Source organism: Chryseobacterium daeguense DSM 19388 (assembly GCF_000430825.1).
Taxonomy (GTDB): domain Bacteria; phylum Bacteroidota; class Bacteroidia; order Flavobacteriales; family Weeksellaceae; genus Chryseobacterium; species Chryseobacterium daeguense.
This window is the reverse complement of record NZ_AUMT01000008.1, coordinates 134472-153478: the sequence shown is the minus strand read 5'-3', so window position 1 is coordinate 153478 and position 19007 is coordinate 134472. Positions and strand designations below refer to the sequence as shown.

Genomic DNA, 19007 nt, shown 5'->3' with positions numbered 1-19007 from the left:
TTTAATTCTTAAATTTTTAATCAATTCCGTAAGAATCTAGTAATTTTTGGTATTCCGGCATATCTCTTCTTCTGATGCTTTCGCTTTCTGCCAAAGCCTGAACCTGCATTACTCCTTCAATAATCTGCTCCGGTCTTGGAGGGCATCCCGGAACGTATACGTCTACCGGAATTATTTTATCAATTCCTTGTAATACAGAATAAGTATCAAAAATACCGCCGCTGGAAGCACAGGCTCCCACTGCTACCACCCATTTCGGCTCAGCCATCTGAGTGTAAACTTCTTTTAGGACAGGTCCTAATTTCTTAGATATAGTTCCGCAAACCATCAACATATCCGCTTGTCTCGGCGAGAAAGAGTTTCTTTCCATACCGAATCTCGAAGCGTCATAAGTCGGGTTCAGGGTAGCCATAAACTCGATACCACAACAAGAGGTTGCAAAAGGCAACGGCCAAAGAGAAAATTTCCTTGCCATCCCGATCACACTGCTCAGTTTCGTTGCGAAAAACCCTTCTCCTTCAAATCCTTCCGGAGCAGGTGCATCTGTTCTTATTACTGGTTTGTTATCTGACATTTTGTTTATAAATATTTAAAGATTTAGGAATTTAAAGATTTAAGTATTTGCTAATTTTTAATCTCTTAATCATTCAATCTTTTAATGTTAAAATTTATTTATCCCAATCCAGCGCGCCGCGTTTCCAGACATAAAAAAATGCCATGAAGAAAATCGCCACGAATGTAAGTACTGCCAGGAATCCTTCCATTCCGAATTCTCTGAAGTTTACAGCATATGGATAAAAGAATACGATCTCAATATCGAATAATACGAATAATACCGCAGTCAAAAAGTATTTAATGGAAAACGGTGTTCTTGCATTTCCTTCTACAGGGACTCCACACTCCCAGCTTTGGTTTTTTACAGAATTTCCTTTTTTCTGTTTCGGACCTAAAAAATGCGCTCCAAGCAATGAAATGGCTACGAAACCGATCGCAACACCTGCTTGTATAAGGATTGGAATATAACTTTCAGGTAAATTCATTTTTGCATTATTATCTCAATTTGCAAATTTACAGAATAAACAAGAAAGCATGAAATTAATCTACTTAAAAGTGGGATGAAAATGGGAAAAACCGATAATTTAGAATCAATAAAAATAACATTTATTTCTTCATTTTTTTAAGGAGAGAGTAGGCCAGAAACGAAATATATCCAAAAATAACACTTGCATAGATTATGTTAACTATTGTATTCGTTCTATCATCCTCAATTTGAAAAAGAAGATTGTAAATGATATATCCGGCAATCAGAATCCCGAAAATGATGAGTTGTGGTTTCATGTGAAGAGTTATAAGTTTTGAGTTATAAATTATGAGTTAAAATTGAGTATGAATTTTTAGCTTTATTTTTAAGTGATGTTTCCTTTAAAATCTCCTTTAAAATTAAATAAACAGTCTTAAATTTAACTCATAATTTATAACTCATAACCATTAATTATTTAAGGTTAATGAATACGTTCTTCTTCTTTTGTGGTTTACCGGGTTATAATCCTGCCATAAAACCTGTACGCTTTTGTTTTCTTCCAATTCGGGGTTTGTTTCAGCATATTCTATTCCCATACTTGTAAAACGAACAAAAATTTCTTTAAAGATAATGGCTGTTACGCCACGTCTCTGATATTCAGGATGGATTCCTATGAGATAAAAATTGGCCCTGTCGTTCTTCTTGCCTGCCTGAAGGAAATGCCACCATCCGAACGGGAACAGTTTTCCTTTTGATTTTTGTAAAGCTTTTGAGTAAGAAGGCATGGTAATGGCAAATGAAACCAATTCATTGTTTTCATCAACTACACAAATGACATAGTTTTTATCAATAAACGGGAAATATTTCTCCTTATATGTTTTTATCTGCTCTTCTGTGATAGGGGTATAGGTTGAAAGATGCTTGTAAGTTTCGTCGAGCAGTTTGAACATAGGCTCCACAAACGGTAGAATTTCTTCTTTTGTCTTGAAAGGCAAAACTTTAAGCTTATATTTCTGAGCAATCAATCCACTGAATTTTTCAACTTTTTCCGGTAAAACTTTAGGGAAATTCATTTCAAATTCTACCCATTCTTTTTCCTTCGTTAAGCCAAGTTTTTCAAGATGTTTAGGATAATATTCATGATTATAAATACCAATCATGGTTGCCAGTTTGTCGAAACCCATTGTAAGCATTCCTGCCTTGTCGAGATTCGTAAATCCCATTGGGCCTTCAATTTTATGGATGCTGTTTTCTTTAGCATACTCTATCGCCTTTTGAATCAGAGCTTTGGAAACTTCTTCATCATCAATGAAATCTATCCATCCAAAACGCACTTTTCTAATGCCTAATTCTTTTTCTTCCTTTTGGTTGATAATTACCGCTATTCTTCCGACTACTTTGTTGTCTTTTAGTGCTAAAAACTGTTTAGCTTTGGAATATTGTAAGGCTGGATTTTCTTTGGCATCCCAGATTTTGAATTCATCTTTAATAAAAGATGGAACATAGTAGGGATTGTTTTTATATAAAACCATTGGAAATTTTACAAACTGCTTGAGTTCGCCCGGGGTTTTTACTTCAATAACAGATACTTTTGACATAGTGTTTTGGGGAGAATTAAAGAGCAAATATAATTAAATTATATCTAATACTTTGGCATAGTTTTTACATCATTATGGTTAAAAATATACATATAAATTAATTTAAAATGATCGATTATTACATAATTATCATCATTTCAATGCTTGTGAGCTGGTGGGTTTCATCGAGATTGAAATCGAAATTTGAGTATTATTCCAAAGTGCATTTGCGAAACGGGCTTTCAGGGAAAGAAGTGGCAGAAAAAATGTTGAGAGATAACGGAATAAATGATGTGCAGGTAATTTCTGTTCCCGGGCAATTAACTGATCATTATAATCCTGAAAATAAAACAGTTAACCTTTCCGAAGGCGTTTATATGCAAAGAAATGCAGCCGCTGCGGCAGTTGCTGCCCATGAATGCGGGCACGCAGTTCAGCATGCGGTGGGATATTCCATGCTTCAGCTTCGTTCAAAACTGGTTCCGGTTGTTAACATAAGTTCCAACCTCATGCAGTTTGTACTTATTGCAGGTATTGTCATTATGACAGCTACTAGATCTATTCATGATCCGAACGGAAATACAACGGTTTTAGCAATCGGTGTTTTAATGTTTGCCTTTACGACTCTTTTTGCTTTTGTGACACTTCCGGTGGAATATGATGCGAGCAACAGAGCGATGAAATGGCTAAAAGATACAGGGACGGTAACTGCAGAAGAATATGTAGGCGTTCAGGACAGCTTAAAATGGGCGGCAAGAACCTATGTAGTGGCCGCAATCGGCTCACTGGCGCAACTTCTTTACTGGGCATCTTTGCTGATGGGCGGTAGAAGGGATTAATCTAAAAATTCAAAAGAAATATATTGCATCTCGGACAATTTGTCTGAGATGCTTTCTTTTTGTGATAACTTCAAAGAGGCTTTAACTACACAATTTTCATTGGCGTCAAATTCCAACACCTTTGCATCATATTTTGAAAGCAGGGTGAAAATGATATTCTGCTGATTAAAATTAAACTCAATTCTAATGACGGTTTCCAACTCTTTAGTAATAATATTGACTTGCTTCAGCGTAATTTTCGCTGATTCTTTGTACGCTTTCACCAATCCGGAAACCCCTAATTTTGTCCCGCCATAATAACGGACGGAAATGACTAAAACATTGGTAATTTCATTAGCCAGCAATTGGTTGTAAATCGGCAGTCCGGCACTTCCGGATGGTTCTCCGTCGTCATTGGCGCGGTAATTTTCCCCGTTTAAACCCATCCTGAAGGCATAGCAATGATGGGTTGCCTTTGGATGTTCCGTACGGATTTTTTCCAATGCAGATTTTAATTCTTCTTCATTGTGTACAGGAAATGCATACCCGATAAATTTGCTTCCTTTTTCTTTCAGCAATATGTTTTCGACAGGTTTTTCTATGGTTTTATATTCGAACTGCATTTATTCCTCATTCTTATAAAATTCTATCAGATTATCTCTGAAATTTTCAACCTTGTATGGAGTAAAGTGAAAATCCGGTGCTTTTGTTCCGTTTTCTAATTTCAGACCTTCATTTTTTATCACAATAGCTTCATCCCAGAGGTTTTCATTGATAAACTGTTGCAGTGTAAATCTGCCGCCTTCAATAACCACAGACTGAATTTGTTCCTCATATAAAGCATTCATTAATTCATTTAAAAAATTTTCTTTCTGTATTTTAATGAATTGAATATTATCCTGAGCTTCGTTTTTAATTAAATTAAAAATCAATGTTCTTGCTTCTTTATTGTAAATGCTAAAATCCTGTGGAACTTTAAGATCAAAATCAATGAGAATTCTCACCGGATTTTCGCCCTGCACATTTCTTACCGTAAGGCTAGGGTTATCATTAAGGGCGGTCTGGGTTCCTACCAAAATAGCATGTTCATCGGCTCTCAGCTGATGTACAAACTGATTCACCAAAGCATTGGAAATGGAAGTGGGCTTAAAATCTTTGTCTAAAAATCCATCTCCGGATTCTGCCCATTTTAAAATAATGTAGGGTCTTTTCTTTTCGTGATAGGTAAAGAATCTTTTGTTTAATTCAATACATTCTTTTTCCAGAATTCTCGAAACAGCTTCTATTCCGGCATCCTGGATGATTTTTTTTCCTTTTCCGTTTACTTTGTCATGAGAATCCATTGCGCCGATTATCACTTTTTTGAATCCGAGCTCCTTAATTTTTAAGGCGCAGGGTGGGGTTTTTCCGTAATGGGCACATGGTTCCAGTGAAACATAAATTGTAGATTCCGGAATCAGGCTTTTATCTTCTACAGAATTGATGGCGTTGATTTCCGCGTGATTTTCACCGGCTTTATGATGGTAACCTTCTCCAATGATCTTGCCTTCGTGCACGATAACACTTCCCACCAGAGGATTGGGGTATGTTTTGCCTAAAGCTTTTTGAGCCAGCTCAATACATCTTTTGATATAAAATTCGTCTTGCATTATGTATGAAAAAGGCGAAGACAAATTGCTTTGCTCCGCCCTTTTAGATTTTAAATTAATTTATTCTCCTGAGATAATATTGTGGAGATTTTGTCTTAAAGTTTCCAGATGAGCTTTTTTCTCGTCAATGGTATTGAAAGTATCTTTTAATAAAGGATTTTCTCTCGACGGCTTATTGAAGAATGAAAGGTTGTTTTCCAGCTTCACGATTTCAGCTTCAAGATCAGAGATCTGGCTCTTGATTTTTCTTGCTTTATCCGTTAATTGGTTTTCCGTTAAACCTTCTTCTTTAAGCTCTAATTCATTGATTTTGTTTAATTTGAGCTTCTCTCTCAATGTTTTATTAAACTCTGAGTTAATTGAAATTTTATCTCTCGGAACTTTACCGATATTGTTCCAGGCCGTTTTTATGGCTTCTATTCTTTCGATGCTGCCTTCTTCGTCTGTAACGGTTTTAAGCTCATCAAGGATTGCTTTTTTATTCTTGTAATTTTCTTTCCAGTTATCCGTAGAGGTATTGCTTTTTTCTCTGTAGTTGTTGAAGAAAGCGTTACACGCATCACGGAATTCATCCCAGATCTTATTGGTCATGCTTTTCGGAACGTGGCCTATTTTTTTCCAGTCTTCCTGAAGCTTTTTAAACAAAGGAACGGCGATATCCCATTCTTCATTGTTCTGGTTGTCTTTTGCGGTCTGGATCAGCTTCAGCTTTTCCTCAAGATTAGCCTGCTGAGACCCTTTCAGGGATTTGTAATACGTATTTTTTGTAGTATTAAAAGTTCTTAGTGTTGTTTTGAAATCATTCCAGTTCTGGTTGGAAAGTTTTCTGGGAACACTTCCTGTTTTCAAGAATTCAGAACGGAGATCCTCCACTTTTCTGATGGCATTCTGCCAGTAATTGTGGTTTGGATTTTCTGATGGCTCAGAAAGCTTTTTGATCTCTGCGATGATCTGGTTTTTCTTTTCCAGATTGGTATTCTGCTCAGCTTCAATGGCTGCGGAAAGTTCGGATTTTCTTTCGTGGATTTTATTTGAAATTTCTTTGAATTCTTCCCACGTCTTTTCACGGAATTCTTCTGCGACAGGCTCTGCTTCTTCCTTCCAAAGTTTGTGAAGATATTGAAGCTCATTAAGTGCCTTTTGAATTACAGGCTCATGCTCAAGCTCTTTTGCACGTTCTATGATGTGCTGTCTTTTTTCAAGATTGTGGCTGTATTCCTGCTCAAGAAATTCTTTGTTGAGATCCAGCATCTGGTAAAACTGGTTCAGATGGTGAAAATAATTGTTATTAAGGATTCTGAATTCAGATTTTGCAACCTGTCCGGCATTAGACCAGTCTTCCTTAATTTCTCTGATGGATTTAAAAAGGTTGGTTCCGGGTTCAGAGTTTGTATAAAGATTTTTAAGTCTTTCGATAATACTTTGTCTGTGTTCAAGATTTTTCTTCTGCTCTTCTTCCTGTCCTTTCTGGTAAGAATCATATTTTTCTCTGAAAATATTTACTAAAGCAGAAAATCTGGCCTGTAAAGGATGTTCGTAGCTGAAGTTTTCCGGAGCATTTCCGGCATCAGTATATTCGTGTTTTTTGTCTTCCACCTCATCATGGATGTAATGACTTGCCTTTTCTTTTAGCTGATTGAATTTTTTGGAATTTTCACCTGCATTGGGAGCATTAATGATCTTCTCCATTTCCTTCAAAGCATCGGCCAGCGTAATTTCTACGTCATTCTCCTCTTCATGCTCAGTATCTTCTTCATGATGGTTTTCCTCCTGAGAAGCGGTATTTTCAGGTGTTTCCTCTTGAGGTACTTCGTTAGAAATTTTCTTTTCTTCGTTTTCAGAAAGGTTGTTTTCTGTAGTCATAGCAAATCTTTTATGAGTGGCGTTTAATATCTTTTAAATATAGCAAAAATGCCAATTAAAGCACTAATTTATGTTATTTTTTTTGAAAGTTCCAAATTTCCCACGCTTTTTCTGCTTGCTGCTCAAGCATATAATAACCGTTCACTGTTTTCGCCCCTTTTTCTGAAGCTTTGATGATGAATTGGGTATAATTCGGGTTGTAAATTAAATCTATAATTAAATGATCTTTGGATACACCCTCAAAAGGAAAATGCAGGCAGTCTTCCACATTCGGAAAAGTTCCTACAGGCGTACACTGAATGATGATTTTATGGTTTTCAACAGTTTCTTTATCTAGGTTTTCAAAATTAATTTCTGTGTTTCTGGAAACAATAATTGAAGAAATCTCATGTTTATCCAGAACATATTTGACGGCTTTTGCAGCGCCACCGTTTCCTAAAATCAAGGCAGAATCATGATGTTGCTTTTTATGAAGAAGCAGGGTTTTTTCGAATCCGAAAGCATCTGTATTATAGCCTGTTTTTTTTCCGTTTTGAATTAAAACACAGTTTACAGCTCCAATTTCTTCCGCCTCATCACTCAGTTCATCAAGATAATTAATGATTTTTTCTTTATAAGGAATGGTTACGTTAAAGCCCAAAAGGTCAGGCGTGGAAAGCAGATTTTCAACCTCATTGATTTCACTGAGATCAAAAATAGTATAGGAATAACCTTTCAGCATTAATTTCTGAAATTTGTCTTCAAAGAATTTTTTTGAGAAAGAGTAGGAGATATTTTTTCCTATCAAACCTAATTTTTTATTGGAATCCATATAATCAAAAATAAAAAAAAGACCGGAGAAAACCGGCCTTTGATGTAAAATATTTTTTAGTTTTAATCTACAATGAATTTTGTAGAATTGTTTTCGGTTTTAAGGATATAGTTGCCTTTTTTCAAGCCTTTTAGGTTGATTTTATTTGAATTTTTAAAAGGATTCTCTATAGTCTGAATTAACTTTCCTGAAAGGTCATAAATCTGAGCTTTTGAAATTTTGCTTACGTTTTCACCTCTCACAAAAAGCTCGTTGCTTTTTACAGGATTCGGGTAAACGCTGAAAGACTTATCCTTTGATGCTTCCGCGGTTCCTAATGTGCTGTTATAACAAGTCCAGCTCAGATCATCAATAGCAACTCTGTTTCCTCCGGCAGGATTGGTGATTTTAATTATAATATTTCCACTTATATTAATATTATTGATGGTAAAAGTTCCTACTGTTGCGCTGTAAGGAACTGTTCCCACTTGGGTTCCGTTGATTTCTACATTTAATGCATTGCTTGAGCCTGTATATTTAAGCTGTGTTTTTACTGTAAGGCTTTGGATTCCTCCAGAAACACTGGAGCTTAATAAATATCCGTTTCTGATTGTGATTGCTTTTCCATTAATGGTTTCATCGGTTCTTGCATCAGTTGCATTCCATGTAACATTATTGCTTGTCCACGTTTGAGCAAGATAATTGGTTCCTGTGGAAGGAATGCCGTCAAAAGTTTCTGTTCCGCAATTTCCGCCCGGCTGTCCTCCGGCAAGGGTAGTTCCTGATGCGGTATTGCTTGCTGTAGAAGAATTTCCTGCGGCATCTTTTGCAATAATATAAAAGTTGTATGTGGTAGAAGGATTTAGCCCTGAAACAGTTGCCGTTGTTCCCGAAACAGTTGCATAGAAAACGCCATCCTTGTAAATGTCATATCCAGCTATTCCAACATTATCTGTGGAAGCTGTCCAGCTTAATGAAATTGAATTGGAGTTAGGTGTATTTGTTGCTAAATTTGTTGGAGCAGTCGGAGCTTGTGTATCAGCAACCGGCGTTCCCCAGATTTGAGTGATATATTCCGGGTGATCAATAAAAGGGTTTCTGTTCCCCTGAAATGTATAAGACTTATTGTTTCTTTCAATTTCCACAGAAGAGACGGGGTCTGCAGCGCTCCAAGCCAATAGCTGATCAAGTTCCCATGTCTGAAGGCCTGGAAAAGCTGATCCTCCAAGCATATCTCCGGAAGTGAAGCCGCTAAGCTGGGTTTCATATCTTGTTACAAAATAAAAGATCATTCTAGCCACATCACCCTTAAAGGCATCAATTGGCTCAAAAACTGTCCCTGAATACCCCGCAGATGCTGAAGTTCCTAATTTTGAACCGTTTAAAGAGGTGTAAGAAGCTGTTCCTACTTCCCCAAAAGGATAATTTGACCTTTTATTATTAACCCATCCGTCAGTAGGACGAATAAAATGAATATCGGATACCATCGGGCTGGCTTCATTAAATAAACTTTGCGGAACGATATGTTCCCTGTTATAACAATCTGCCTCACTGTTATAAGAGCCACATTGGTTTGTTCCAACACTGTAGCTGTAAGCATCAGTTCCAGTTGGGTTTTCGGAATAAATATCTAAAATAGTACCGTCATTCTCATAGAAATTATCACGATCTGTGGTTTGGTAAGCGATCCATAAGCCACCATATCCGTGATCTACATGGCCATTGGTAATAATTTGTTTAAGTTTAGTTTTTAAAGCTGCCCCGGAAAGACCCGTTGTACCATCGTAGTATCCCGCAGGAATCTGGGCAAATGCATTAATAAAGGCAAATGCCATTAAAAAAGAGAGTAAAGTGCGTTTCATTTTTAAAAATTGGGCGGTAAAGGTACAAAAAAATGAAAACGGAACGTGTTAATTTTTAGTAATATAGTCTTTGCTTATTTTGGAAAATACCCAGGAAATGATGAAACCGAATAATGATGCGGTAAGAGCAACGATGAAATAATTCTGACCAACAATTTTTATCGGAAAAGGCAACGTTTCATTAGCTCTAAAAAATTCGGTGTACTGCTGGAAATAGCAAAGTGCCGTTCCCAGAATGAGCCCGGAAATAATTCCTGATATTACAATCAGACTCCCGGTATAGAAATATACCTGGCGGAGATGGCTTAACGGAAACCCTAATGAAATCAGGGATTTTGTCTGCTCTTTTTTATCCAGCTGAAGAATAATAATAGCACCCGCAAGATTGAATGTAGTAATGAAAATAACCAAAGCAAAAATCAAGTAGATAAATAACTTTTCTGTATTAATCATCTTCCAGAATGCGGCATTTTCCTCCTGTTTGGTTTTTATTTCAATATTTTTTCCCAGCGAAGAAAGAAGTTGTTGTTTTACAGCATCGGTATTCTCCGGATTTTTAATTTTGATTACAATCTGGTAAGCGGAATGTTTCGGGAGGTCAAGTAATTCTTCCGTTAGCTCTATTGGCGCAATGATATAATTGTCCAGCTGATCTTTTCCGGGAAAAACACCGGTGACAAGAATATCTTTTTTATTGTAAATATCTTCTTCCTTGTTAATGATTCCGGTTCCCGGCTTCGGCATAAAAACCGTTGCGTAGCCCGTAGAAGTGGCAACTGGAATAGACAGCCTGTTGTCTAAAGAATTTTCCATCAATACTTCATTAGAATATTTAAAGCCTGGATAAGCTCCGTAGAAAACATCTTTATCAATAGGATTTACCTTAATATAAGCAGAATCTACCCCTCTTAAATAAGCAATATCCCCTTTTCCATTATAGCTGATGTAAACTTTTTCTTCAATCACCCTGGAAAAATGGCTGATTTCTTTATTGTTTTTTAAAACAGAATCAATTTTGGAATAATCTTTCAGTTTTTTTCCTGAAGTGCTTTTAATAGTAAGGTCTGCGTGAAGATTGGAAATCAGTTCCTTATTAAGGTCTTCAAGCCCTGAAAAAACGGAAATAATCACAAACATTGCAGTGACGGCAACCATCATAGCACCCACAGCCAGCCACGTAATGAACGTAACAGCAGTACTGCCTTTTTTTGCTAAAAGGTATCTTGAAGCTATGTAAAATGCAATGTTTTTCAACTTTTTATAAAATAGGATTGTCGCCTTCGCCTCTCAACTCTCTGTCGAGCTTTTCAACATCGTCAAGAGTAGTGTCCAGATAAAAGTTCAGATTAGGAATTACACGCACCTGTTTTGCCATTTTCTGGCCAATGAAATTTCTGTATTGAGCTTTATTTTCCTCAATTTCTTTCATTACGGCTTTACGGTGTTCTTGTGGGAATATGCTTAAATAAATCTTGGCGATCCCAAGATCAGCAGTTACTTTTACATCCGAAACAGTTACCAGAATGCTTTGTTTGCTTTCTGAAGCCTGTTTACGGAAAAGTTCTGCGAAATCTTCCTGTATAATCTGTGCTACTTTTCTTTGTCTGTTACTTTCCATAAGTTATGCAAATTTAGTACTTTTGTTTGAATTGAACTTTCATATTTGATGGCTTTATCAAATTTATAACTTAATTTATTTTAAATATTTATGAAATTAGAACATATCGGCATTGCCGTGAAATCTTTAGGTGTTTCGGATGATCTTTTTACCAGGCTTTTAGGAAAAGAATCTTACAAAAAAGAGTCTGTGGAAAGAGAAGGAGTTGTTACTTCATTTTATGCCGCTGGAGAAAGTAAGATAGAGCTTCTGGAGGCGAGCAGGGAAGAAAGCCCGATCTCAAAATTTATTGATAAAAAGGAAGAGGGTATTCATCATCTGGCTTTTGGGGTAGAAAATATCTTTGCGGAAATAGAAAGATTAAAAAAAGAAGGGTTCCAATTTATCTCTGAAGAGCCTAAAGAAGGAGCTGATAATAAATTAGTTGTCTTTCTTCACCCGAAATCCACCAACGGTGTATTAGTAGAACTTTGCCAAGAAAAGCAATAAAAAATTTTGTAGTGAAATAAATTTTGCTATTTTTGCAGTCACAAAATTCAACCAAATTTTGAGGTCCTATAGCTCAGTTGGTTAGAGCACCTGACTCATAATCAGGTGGTCCCTGGTTCGAGCCCAGGTGGGACCACGGTTTTGAAGATAGACAATTCTTCGAAAATTTTAAAAACCCCTAAAATAGGGGTTTTTTTATGTTTTTATAGTTGCTATTTATAGACAAAAATAGTCATCGTTCCCGAAATAACTTTCCCCTCTTGTTTCCCCCCGTAGATTAAACAGCAGTTTTTCTCGAAAAACTTTGTTACCTAATTCTGGTACGATATGACCTAAGGTAAATTTAGAATGAGAAATTAATGACATAATATAAAATATTGGTTATCAGTTATTTGTATTTTTATATTTAAAATATTATACTTAAATTAGCTGATTTTTTCCTCTTCAAAATCTCTACTATAGTTATTGAGAATATAAACAAACAAATATTTTCGTTATGAATAACTATTCAATCAAAATTGTCAGAAGAACTGATAAACAAAATGCTAAAGGAGAAAACCCGCTGATTTTACAAATCATCATTAATTCTCGTTCAAAGAAGATAGGTTTAAAAGAATCTATTGATCCTAAGTTTTGGGATGATAAAAACTCCAAAGCTATTGGTAAAGGATTTAAAAGTTTAAATGTTAAGTTAAATAAAATAAAATCAGACTTAGAAGGGCATTGTAGCTTAAAAGAAGCTGGGGGAGTATCTATTACGTTTGATTTAATTGATCGGTATTTCAAAGGAAAAAGTGACAATGATTTCTATCAACTTTATGATGAAATTGTCGAAGCTAAAGGGCTTAAAGAAGCTACATCTTATAAATATTCGTTATTAAGAAAAAGACTTAAAAGTTATAAGTCGAATATTTATACTTCAGATATTGACTATAATTTTGTAAAAGGCTTTGACACATATTTGAAAAAATTGGATCTGAAAGAAGGAGGTGCTGTTTATAATATGCACAAGTGTCTGAAATCTATTATTCATCAAATCTACTTAATGGAGAAAATTAGTTTTTCTCCGTATAATAACTTTAAGTTTAAGGGGCCAAAAGTTAATGATGAGTTTTTACATGAGGAAGAGGTGGTACGTTTAAGAAATCTAGAATTGGATGAAGAACAAATTAAAAAGTATAAATTAACAAAAGATATGTTTCTATTCTCTTGTTATACTGGATTGAGATTTAGTGATTGTGATCAATTATTAGTTAAAAATGTTGATCTAAATAATTCGGTAATTTCGATCGTTCAAAAGAAAACGGATGATATTTTAAAAGTTCCTTTTAGCGCACAAGCTAAAAAGGTCTTATGTAAATATATAATCGGTAAAAAGAAAGATGAGAAGATTTTCCCCAGTATTACTAATCAGACTGTTAATAATAAATTAAAGGATTTGGCTGATTTAGCTAAGATTAATAAAAGAGTTCATTTTCATCTTGCCAGACATACGTTTGGGAGTAGCTTAGTGAATTCGTACAATATTCCTTTACCTTTAGTTAGTAAATTATTAGGTCATAAAAATATTTCAAACACTTTAATATATACTAATTCTAACTTTTCCATACTTAGAGATGCTATGAAAAACTTTAGTTACGGTAAAAAATCGTAATTTCGTAGAAGATAAAAATATAATTAAAATAAAAGCGTAAGCTGTTTATTCTCGTTACCGAAAACTGCCAATTTTCTAACGCACTGAGACTAAATAGTGAATCGCCCCGTCATGCGTGGGCTTTTCCTATTATGTGCGTTGGGTATGGCAGTACCTCGGTTACTAATACGGTTTAAGTTCCACGCTTTTTCTATGTATTAAATTGCCGTTTTGGAACTGAATGGTTACTAATAATCATGGGAAACTTTTCTTATCTGATTCAGAAAAAATTTCGAGACCTGAACTCAGAACAACAACGAATCTTCATTAGTGAATTTGAAAGACGAAAAAAATCTGTAGGAATATCTTACCTGCTATGGTTTCTTTTAGGATGGCATTACGCCTACCTTAAAAAATGGGGTTGGCTGATACTGTATGTTTTTACTGTGGGAGGTTTTTTTATCTGGGCAATTATTGACCTCTTCAGGATTCCTAAAATGGTAGAACAATACAATAATGATCTTGCCTTAGAGATATTACGAGATATTTCGATAATGTTTCCTGATGAAGCTCGGACATCAGCTGATAAAGATATCAATAAAAAGGTTTTAAACGACCTTTACATTACTCAAAAAACTCAATCAGGAGAAAGTTATTCATTTTATATAATCGTTGGTATAATCATCTTGTTTAGCGTTTCAACATTTTTATTAAAGCCTGATCGAGCTACAATGCAAAATGAAATTGCAGATAAAATCCTTTTACAACAACCTCAAATTTTCAAAAAAATGAAAGATTTCTTTTTGGGTGAAAAGTCTCCAGAAGAATATTCTCAAAATTATATAGTTAATACTCTTTCAAGAAAAGGTTATTCAAATGTAGGAATTTATGAGGAAGATCTTGTATTGGTAAGAAAACTGAAATACCATAATGAAGATTCAGATAAAGATTTAATTACAGCATACGGATTTTTAGGATTTACAAGAGTGATTTTTGAATACGAAAGTGTTATGGAAAAATCAAACTCACAAAGTCAAAGAGTGGGAGAAAATACAACTTTTGATTTCAAGAAGCTGGATAATGCAAAAGGAAATTATATACCTGGTAAAAATACTAACTACTATGAGCGTTTATCCAAAACTAAAAATAAGGTTGAAGATAACTATGAAGAAAAACCTGCAACTGTTGTTTCAGATTTGCAAGAAGATTCGATTAAAATTAATTAAACAATGAAAAATCTTTATATAATTTTTACTCTCTGTACTTTTTCGTTTTTTAATTCTCAGGGTTTATATGAGAAAGAATTAAAACAAACTAAAAGTTTTGTAAAAACGACTTTGAGAAACGAGCCATCTAAAATTATTGAATATGTCAAGCTTACAGATGGTAGATTAAAACAAAGTATGACGGAAAACCCAGTTGAAGAATTTGAGCTTCAATGGGAAATGTTCTATAAAATTCTCAGAAAAAATAATAAAATTGTCTATATCAGTAAATCCGATGATTTATGGGGGCATATTGGAGATAGCAAAACTTCTTATGATTATTACTTCAATGAAGAAGGAATCTTGGTTGGAGCTGAGAAAAGTCTTGATTTCTTTTTGTTAGATACAACGTGTACTAACCAAGTGAAATATTACGTTTCCTATATCAATGTAAAAGCGGAGAAACTGGAAAAAAAGGAAATATACAAAGATGATAAAGGAAATGTTATTGATTTTACTTCCAAAAAATGTAAAAATAGTAAGAGGTATATTCACAGTATCACTAATGATTTAGATAAGATAACTTTTCGTGATGTTGAAGGCTTCATGAAGGCGGAAAAAATTAAATACTATCAGACTGATAAAAATGAAACTCCCGAAACTAAAAAAAATATTGAGTACGAAAAAGAAAACCACGCCATTGGGTATCTTATAAAAGGAAGAACCCAAGGAAATGAGAATGCTGAAAGTAAAATAGGTGTTGAGCGAAAATTGATAGGTTATATTCCTGGAACGATGGGAAGAGGAGGAATACAACCTTCTCATAGTTGTACTGCAAGAGGTTCTATTATGATTGCCTATACTATAGATAAAGCAGGGGATGTAGTTTCTGCCAGAAGATCGGGAGGGGTTTTGGATTCATGTATAACATCAACCTCAATCGGTTGGATTAAGAAATATGTAAAGGCTGAAAAAGCCAATGTAACCTCTATGGGAACCTATAGGATTACATTTTAATGCTCTAAATGAATATATACCAAGATTAAGGGGAAAATAAAACAAGAAGAAGGCAAGTAAAAGCATGATATGTTTTACTGAAATAACAAGTAAGATAGAAGTGAAAATATAAGTCAGAATATAATAAGAAGCAAGTAAGTGTTCCCTGAAGAGTTTCTATGAAAATCTAAAGGAAAAAGCCCCGATTCTAAAAGAAAAGCGGGCTTTTAAATTTATATGAGATTGAGTAATACAAGAGAGAAGTTTTAAAAATGTCCTAGTGTCATTATTATTTTTTAATTAAATTTTCAAAATCATTTTTGAGAGTTAATCTTTCCCCTACATTTTTAAGCTTAAAATGTCTAATATGTCCATTTCTTAAAAAGCAGTTTGCTATAATAAATACTTCCTTTTCGCCATCTTCTGTTTCAAATTCAGTCTTTTCACAATTTGTTATAATTCTAGTAGTGAATCGACCTTTTTTATCAGTATAGTTAATCTTGTAAAATTTATTTCCTTCCCATTTTAACTTATTAATATTGTTATAAGAACGGGAAGAATAGTCAGGGTATTTTTCCTCAATTAAGTCTTCAAATTTTAAATTTATTTTTTCTATATCTACTTTTTCTAAAAAAGACGATTCGTTTTTATTTGAGAATAAATCTCTATATAGAATTTTTACACGATGATTTAGCATGATGATATCTTTAATTTCTACTAAAGAAAAACTAAACATATCTTTCTTATCTGGTTCCATTTGGATTTCCCTCGGGATTTTAAATAAATTTTCCTCCTTTATGCCTGCTTTTACAATTTCAATTTTATCGAAATCTATCGAAACTTTTTCAACAATTTTATATGGAATAAGTTCTTCTGAAAAGGTTTGTTTAATAGGGTTAAACCATTTACACTTTAATAAATATTTGCTTGAGTCTTTTTTAATTTCTCCATCGTCTGAATTTCTCCGATCCTTTAAAAACTTATCGTTTTCAATGACATCTATCACAGTCATTACCGGTGGCAGAAAGTCTAAATACGATTCTGTTCTAAACTTTTCATCATCTTTGTCTATTGACCAACTTATTTTCTTTTTTCCTAATTCTGCATCAGCAGAAAGTAAAACTACAAGATTATCTTTGAAATTAGTCTTTAATGATGTGTAGTTTTCTGTGGAATTATCTTTTTTTACATCAGATCCTTCAACCCTTTTAATCTCAATTATTTCATTAGTTTTGAACCAATGTTTTTCATAACAAGAATTTTTTGTATTATAAAATGTGCATAAGACTTGACCGGGTAAATTCTCTTTTTCTTCAGAATCAGAATTGTACTTCTTTTGATTTAGAATTTCGGTGACTACCATTATAGGCGGTGTCATCAGTGCATTAGCTCCAATTTTAGTATTTAAACTTAAAATAAAAGGGTGGTTTTTTAATGATACTAAATTGCCAATTTGGTATGAGTTCATAATTATAGTTAATAGTTTTAATTTTCCTATATTTGATTTGCTCGTAGAAAGTTGATTTTTTACAATTAGTCAGGACTATAGGACTTCGGTCTTACTGCCTTTGGCAGGAAAAAGGTTTGCAATGCAGTATTCCCGTTAGAAGGAATATAATGCACTCAAGCACTAAGATAAGTAATTTAATTGTAATCTCCAAACACATAAATTCTGATATTATTAGGTTTATAACAGGGGCAACATCAATTAGTTGCAATATATCTTTACGAACATTACAATGACTCAATTAATGGGTACTGGTCCGCTTTCCGTGAGGTATGTAAATCTAATAATCATTATTGCTAGAGCTTTCTACGAGTGTTTTTATGAGAATTGAACAAGAAAAGCCTATTTGGATGCAAAGTAAAGGATATTTACATATATCCAAAAGTTTGCAGATTTCCAGTAATTGGAGAATTTACAAATCAAAAATTGAAAATCCTAAGTTTATTGCTAAGTATGCTTTTTATCCTTTAATGCACTCAATTATTAAAGAGAGAAAATATAAAAAAGTAGACAAAAATAAATATGACAATAAATCTGATAGATGCCATAATCTAAAAAAACAAGATGGAAGTTTTGAAAAAACGGCTAAAAAAAGACCACTTCATTACGCAAGTCATTTTGATGCTTTGATTTATGGATATTATGCTTCAAAACTAAATGAATTGTATGAAAAAGAACTGATTAAGGATTCTTCTTTAAATGAATCTGTTAATGCTTACCGAAAAATCCCTTTAGAAGATACCGGAAAAGGTAAAAGTACAATTCATTTCGCAAAAGAAGTTTTTGACCAGATAAAAGAAAGAAGTTTAGAGAATTCCGAAGTAAGTGTGTTAACATTTGATATCAAAGGTTTTTTTTCTAGTTTAGATCATGAACTTTTGGAAAAAAAATGGGCGGCATTAATAGGCGAAAAAGAGCTTCCCAATGACCACAAGAATGTTTTTAAATCTTGTACAGATTTTCGTTATATTTTAAAAGATGATTTAAGAATCAATACAAAAAAGAAGGGCAAACGTTCAGGATTTGATGAAAAAAAACTGGCAAAAATAAGAAGAGAAAAAGGGTTTAAATGTTTTTTTGAATCTAATATTGACTTTAGGAATGCTGTAAAAACAGGAAAATTAAGAATATATAAAAATCCTTTCTTTCAATCAAGAGGAGATACTAAAGTGCAGGTTGGAATTCCACAGGGGCTTCCAATAAGCGCTGTCTTGGCCAATCTATATCTCTTAGATTTTGATAAAAGAATTGTTGATTATATAGTGAAAGAACGTAAAGGTTTCTATAGAAGATATTCAGATGATATAATTGTTGTTTGTAACAGTAATGATGTTGAAAATATAAAAATATTTGTTGAAAAATTGATTCTTGAAAGTAATCTTGAAATAAGTACTTCTAAAACGGAGCAATTTATTTTTAGACAAGAAATCTATAATGGTGCAGGTGATAAAAGGTTAACATCTATAAAAATTATGGGTTTCCAGGAAAAAATAGGTAGTCCTTTAATTTATTTAGGATTTGAATTTAGAGGATATAGTGTTTGTATAAAATCAACAAATCTGGCTAAATTTTATCGCAGATTAATTTCAATTGTGAAAAGAAGAGCGGGACGAGCAAAAAATAATAAAAACCCTTATGTCAAAACTGCGATTTTTAAAAATCAGGTGAAAAAATTGTATAAGAAACCATTACGGGATTTAGATAGAGAAAGTAATGAATTAAAACAATCTTTCAGGAATAAAGTATTTCTTGTTGAAAATAATAAGGGGGAATTTTCTGCAATTGTAAAGCCTTCCAATTATCAAAATAAATCAAATTATATCAGTTATATAAATAGATGTAAGAAAATCTTTGGGGATGATATTTTTGTTAGGCAACTGAGAAAGAAGGATCATATTCTTAATTCTGCAATAAAGAAACATTTAAACAGTTGAAGATATTCAAAAAAAGTTTGATGTAAATTCTGATCTTTTATAACG

The 19007-nt window shown here is 33.7% G+C and carries 18 protein-coding genes and 1 tRNA gene; 7 read left to right on the top strand and 12 right to left on the bottom strand.

Translation table 11 applies throughout. The features are described 5' to 3' along the window. Positions 1-16: 16 nt before the first annotated feature. The 4 genes from H560_RS0111130 to H560_RS0111115 all read right to left on the bottom strand — a co-directional run bounded on the left by H560_RS0111130 (position 17) and on the right by H560_RS0111115 (position 2619). The gene (locus H560_RS0111130) at positions 17-574 is read right to left on the bottom strand and encodes an NADH-quinone oxidoreductase subunit B (RefSeq protein WP_027380113.1); all 558 of its coding nucleotides are present in this window, start codon (positions 572-574) and stop codon (positions 17-19) included. Between the two features lie 94 nt (positions 575-668). Next, positions 669-1040 carry an NADH-quinone oxidoreductase subunit A gene (locus H560_RS0111125; RefSeq protein ID WP_027380112.1) on the bottom strand — a complete coding sequence of 124 codons (372 nt, stop codon included), beginning with the start codon at positions 1038-1040 and terminating at the stop codon, positions 669-671. Positions 1041-1161: 121 nt separating this feature from the next. Then, positions 1162-1338: a hypothetical protein gene (locus H560_RS23175; RefSeq protein ID WP_169725965.1), complete on the bottom strand. Its 177-nt coding sequence runs from the start codon at positions 1336-1338 to the stop codon at positions 1162-1164. 150 nt (positions 1339-1488) lie between these two features. Then, on the bottom strand, positions 1489-2619 hold the full coding sequence (locus H560_RS0111115; RefSeq protein ID WP_027380111.1) for a GNAT family N-acetyltransferase: 1131 nt from the start codon (positions 2617-2619) through the stop codon (positions 1489-1491). A gap of 107 nt (positions 2620-2726) precedes the next feature. On the opposite strand from H560_RS0111115, the gene H560_RS0111110 reads away from it, so the two are divergent. Continuing rightward, positions 2727-3437 (top strand): zinc metallopeptidase, encoded by a 711-nt coding sequence (locus H560_RS0111110; RefSeq protein ID WP_027380110.1) that lies wholly within the window; start codon positions 2727-2729, stop codon positions 3435-3437. On the opposite strand, the gene H560_RS0111105 is transcribed toward H560_RS0111110, so the two are convergent. From H560_RS0111105 to rbfA, 7 genes are all read right to left on the bottom strand, one after another. Further along, positions 3434-4039, bottom strand: a complete 606-nt coding sequence (locus tag H560_RS0111105; RefSeq protein ID WP_027380109.1) for an IMPACT family protein — start codon at positions 4037-4039, stop codon at positions 3434-3436. The genes H560_RS0111110 and H560_RS0111105 overlap by 4 nt on opposite strands. Continuing rightward, complete coding sequence (gene ribD, locus H560_RS0111100; RefSeq protein WP_027380108.1) at positions 4040-5065, bottom strand: bifunctional diaminohydroxyphosphoribosylaminopyrimidine deaminase/5-amino-6-(5-phosphoribosylamino)uracil reductase RibD; 1026 nt, start codon at positions 5063-5065, stop codon at positions 4040-4042. Positions 5066-5125: 60 nt separating this feature from the next. Then, a complete protein-coding gene (locus H560_RS0111095) occupies positions 5126-6928 on the bottom strand; it encodes a DUF349 domain-containing protein (protein WP_027380107.1) in 1803 nt (600 codons plus the stop codon). A 73-nt stretch (positions 6929-7001) separates the two neighbouring features. Beyond that, positions 7002-7739, bottom strand: a complete 738-nt coding sequence (locus H560_RS0111090) for a shikimate dehydrogenase family protein (RefSeq protein ID WP_027380106.1) — start codon at positions 7737-7739, stop codon at positions 7002-7004. 62 nt (positions 7740-7801) lie between these two features. Continuing rightward, positions 7802-9580 carry an endonuclease gene (locus H560_RS0111085; protein ID WP_027380105.1) on the bottom strand — a complete coding sequence of 593 codons (1779 nt, stop codon included), beginning with the start codon at positions 9578-9580 and terminating at the stop codon, positions 7802-7804. A gap of 48 nt (positions 9581-9628) precedes the next feature. Beyond that, positions 9629-10834, bottom strand: coding sequence for an ABC transporter permease (locus H560_RS0111080; RefSeq protein WP_027380104.1), 1206 nt, complete (start codon positions 10832-10834; stop codon positions 9629-9631). Between the two features lie 4 nt (positions 10835-10838). Next, entirely contained in the window at positions 10839-11198 is a 360-nt protein-coding gene (rbfA, locus tag H560_RS0111075; protein WP_027380103.1) for a 30S ribosome-binding factor RbfA, read from the bottom strand. Between the two features lie 90 nt (positions 11199-11288). Here rbfA and mce point away from each other — a divergent pair, with 90 nt between their 5' ends. The 5 genes from mce to H560_RS23355 all read left to right on the top strand — a co-directional run bounded on the left by mce (position 11289) and on the right by H560_RS23355 (position 15542). Further along, complete coding sequence (gene mce / locus H560_RS0111070) at positions 11289-11687, top strand: methylmalonyl-CoA epimerase (protein ID WP_027380102.1); 399 nt, start codon at positions 11289-11291, stop codon at positions 11685-11687. Between the two features lie 62 nt (positions 11688-11749). Further along, a tRNA-Ile gene (locus H560_RS0111065) sits at positions 11750-11823 on the top strand. 360 nt (positions 11824-12183) lie between these two features. Beyond that, the gene (locus H560_RS0111060) at positions 12184-13341 is read left to right on the top strand and encodes a site-specific integrase (RefSeq protein ID WP_027380101.1); all 1158 of its coding nucleotides are present in this window, start codon (positions 12184-12186) and stop codon (positions 13339-13341) included. Positions 13342-13817: 476 nt separating this feature from the next. Next, complete coding sequence (locus H560_RS23190) at positions 13818-14546, top strand: hypothetical protein (protein ID WP_185095855.1); 729 nt, start codon at positions 13818-13820, stop codon at positions 14544-14546. A 3-nt stretch (positions 14547-14549) separates the two neighbouring features. Continuing rightward, positions 14550-15542, top strand: coding sequence for a hypothetical protein (locus H560_RS23355; RefSeq protein WP_228372462.1), 993 nt, complete (start codon positions 14550-14552; stop codon positions 15540-15542). Positions 15543-15810: 268 nt separating this feature from the next. Here the strand turns inward: H560_RS23355 and H560_RS0111045 are convergent, their stop codons facing one another. Continuing rightward, positions 15811-16989 carry a hypothetical protein gene (locus tag H560_RS0111045; protein ID WP_027380100.1) on the bottom strand — a complete coding sequence of 393 codons (1179 nt, stop codon included), beginning with the start codon at positions 16987-16989 and terminating at the stop codon, positions 15811-15813. Between the two features lie 389 nt (positions 16990-17378). On the opposite strand from H560_RS0111045, the gene H560_RS0111040 reads away from it, so the two are divergent. Continuing rightward, entirely contained in the window at positions 17379-18962 is a 1584-nt protein-coding gene (locus tag H560_RS0111040) for a reverse transcriptase domain-containing protein (RefSeq protein WP_228372461.1), read from the top strand. Positions 18963-19007: the final 45 nt, after the last annotated feature.

What these genes read in the sequence shown, in the direction of transcription:
- H560_RS0111130 (WP_027380113.1), bottom strand. Translation starts at nt 574, where the DNA reads ATGTCAGATAACAAACCAGTAATAAGAACAGATGCACCTGCTCCGGAA.
- H560_RS0111125 (WP_027380112.1), bottom strand. Translation starts at nt 1,040, where the DNA reads ATGAATTTACCTGAAAGTTATATTCCAATCCTTATACAAGCAGGTGTT.
- H560_RS23175 (WP_169725965.1), bottom strand. Translation starts at nt 1,338, where the DNA reads ATGAAACCACAACTCATCATTTTCGGGATTCTGATTGCCGGATATATC.
- H560_RS0111115 (WP_027380111.1), bottom strand. Translation starts at nt 2,619, where the DNA reads ATGTCAAAAGTATCTGTTATTGAAGTAAAAACCCCGGGCGAACTCAAG.
- H560_RS0111110 (WP_027380110.1), top strand. Translation starts at nt 2,727, where the DNA reads ATGATCGATTATTACATAATTATCATCATTTCAATGCTTGTGAGCTGG.
- H560_RS0111105 (WP_027380109.1), bottom strand. Translation starts at nt 4,039, where the DNA reads ATGCAGTTCGAATATAAAACCATAGAAAAACCTGTCGAAAACATATTG.
- ribD (WP_027380108.1), bottom strand. Translation starts at nt 5,065, where the DNA reads ATGCAAGACGAATTTTATATCAAAAGATGTATTGAGCTGGCTCAAAAA.
- H560_RS0111095 (WP_027380107.1), bottom strand. Translation starts at nt 6,928, where the DNA reads ATGACTACAGAAAACAACCTTTCTGAAAACGAAGAAAAGAAAATTTCT.
- H560_RS0111090 (WP_027380106.1), bottom strand. Translation starts at nt 7,739, where the DNA reads ATGGATTCCAATAAAAAATTAGGTTTGATAGGAAAAAATATCTCCTAC.
- H560_RS0111085 (WP_027380105.1), bottom strand. Translation starts at nt 9,580, where the DNA reads ATGAAACGCACTTTACTCTCTTTTTTAATGGCATTTGCCTTTATTAAT.
- rbfA (WP_027380103.1), bottom strand. Translation starts at nt 11,198, where the DNA reads ATGGAAAGTAACAGACAAAGAAAAGTAGCACAGATTATACAGGAAGAT.
- mce (WP_027380102.1), top strand. Translation starts at nt 11,289, where the DNA reads ATGAAATTAGAACATATCGGCATTGCCGTGAAATCTTTAGGTGTTTCG.
- H560_RS0111060 (WP_027380101.1), top strand. Translation starts at nt 12,184, where the DNA reads ATGAATAACTATTCAATCAAAATTGTCAGAAGAACTGATAAACAAAAT.
- H560_RS23190 (WP_185095855.1), top strand. Translation starts at nt 13,818, where the DNA reads ATGGTAGAACAATACAATAATGATCTTGCCTTAGAGATATTACGAGAT.
- H560_RS23355 (WP_228372462.1), top strand. Translation starts at nt 14,550, where the DNA reads ATGAAAAATCTTTATATAATTTTTACTCTCTGTACTTTTTCGTTTTTT.
- H560_RS0111045 (WP_027380100.1), bottom strand. Translation starts at nt 16,989, where the DNA reads ATGAACTCATACCAAATTGGCAATTTAGTATCATTAAAAAACCACCCT.
- H560_RS0111040 (WP_228372461.1), top strand. Translation starts at nt 17,379, where the DNA reads ATGCAAAGTAAAGGATATTTACATATATCCAAAAGTTTGCAGATTTCC.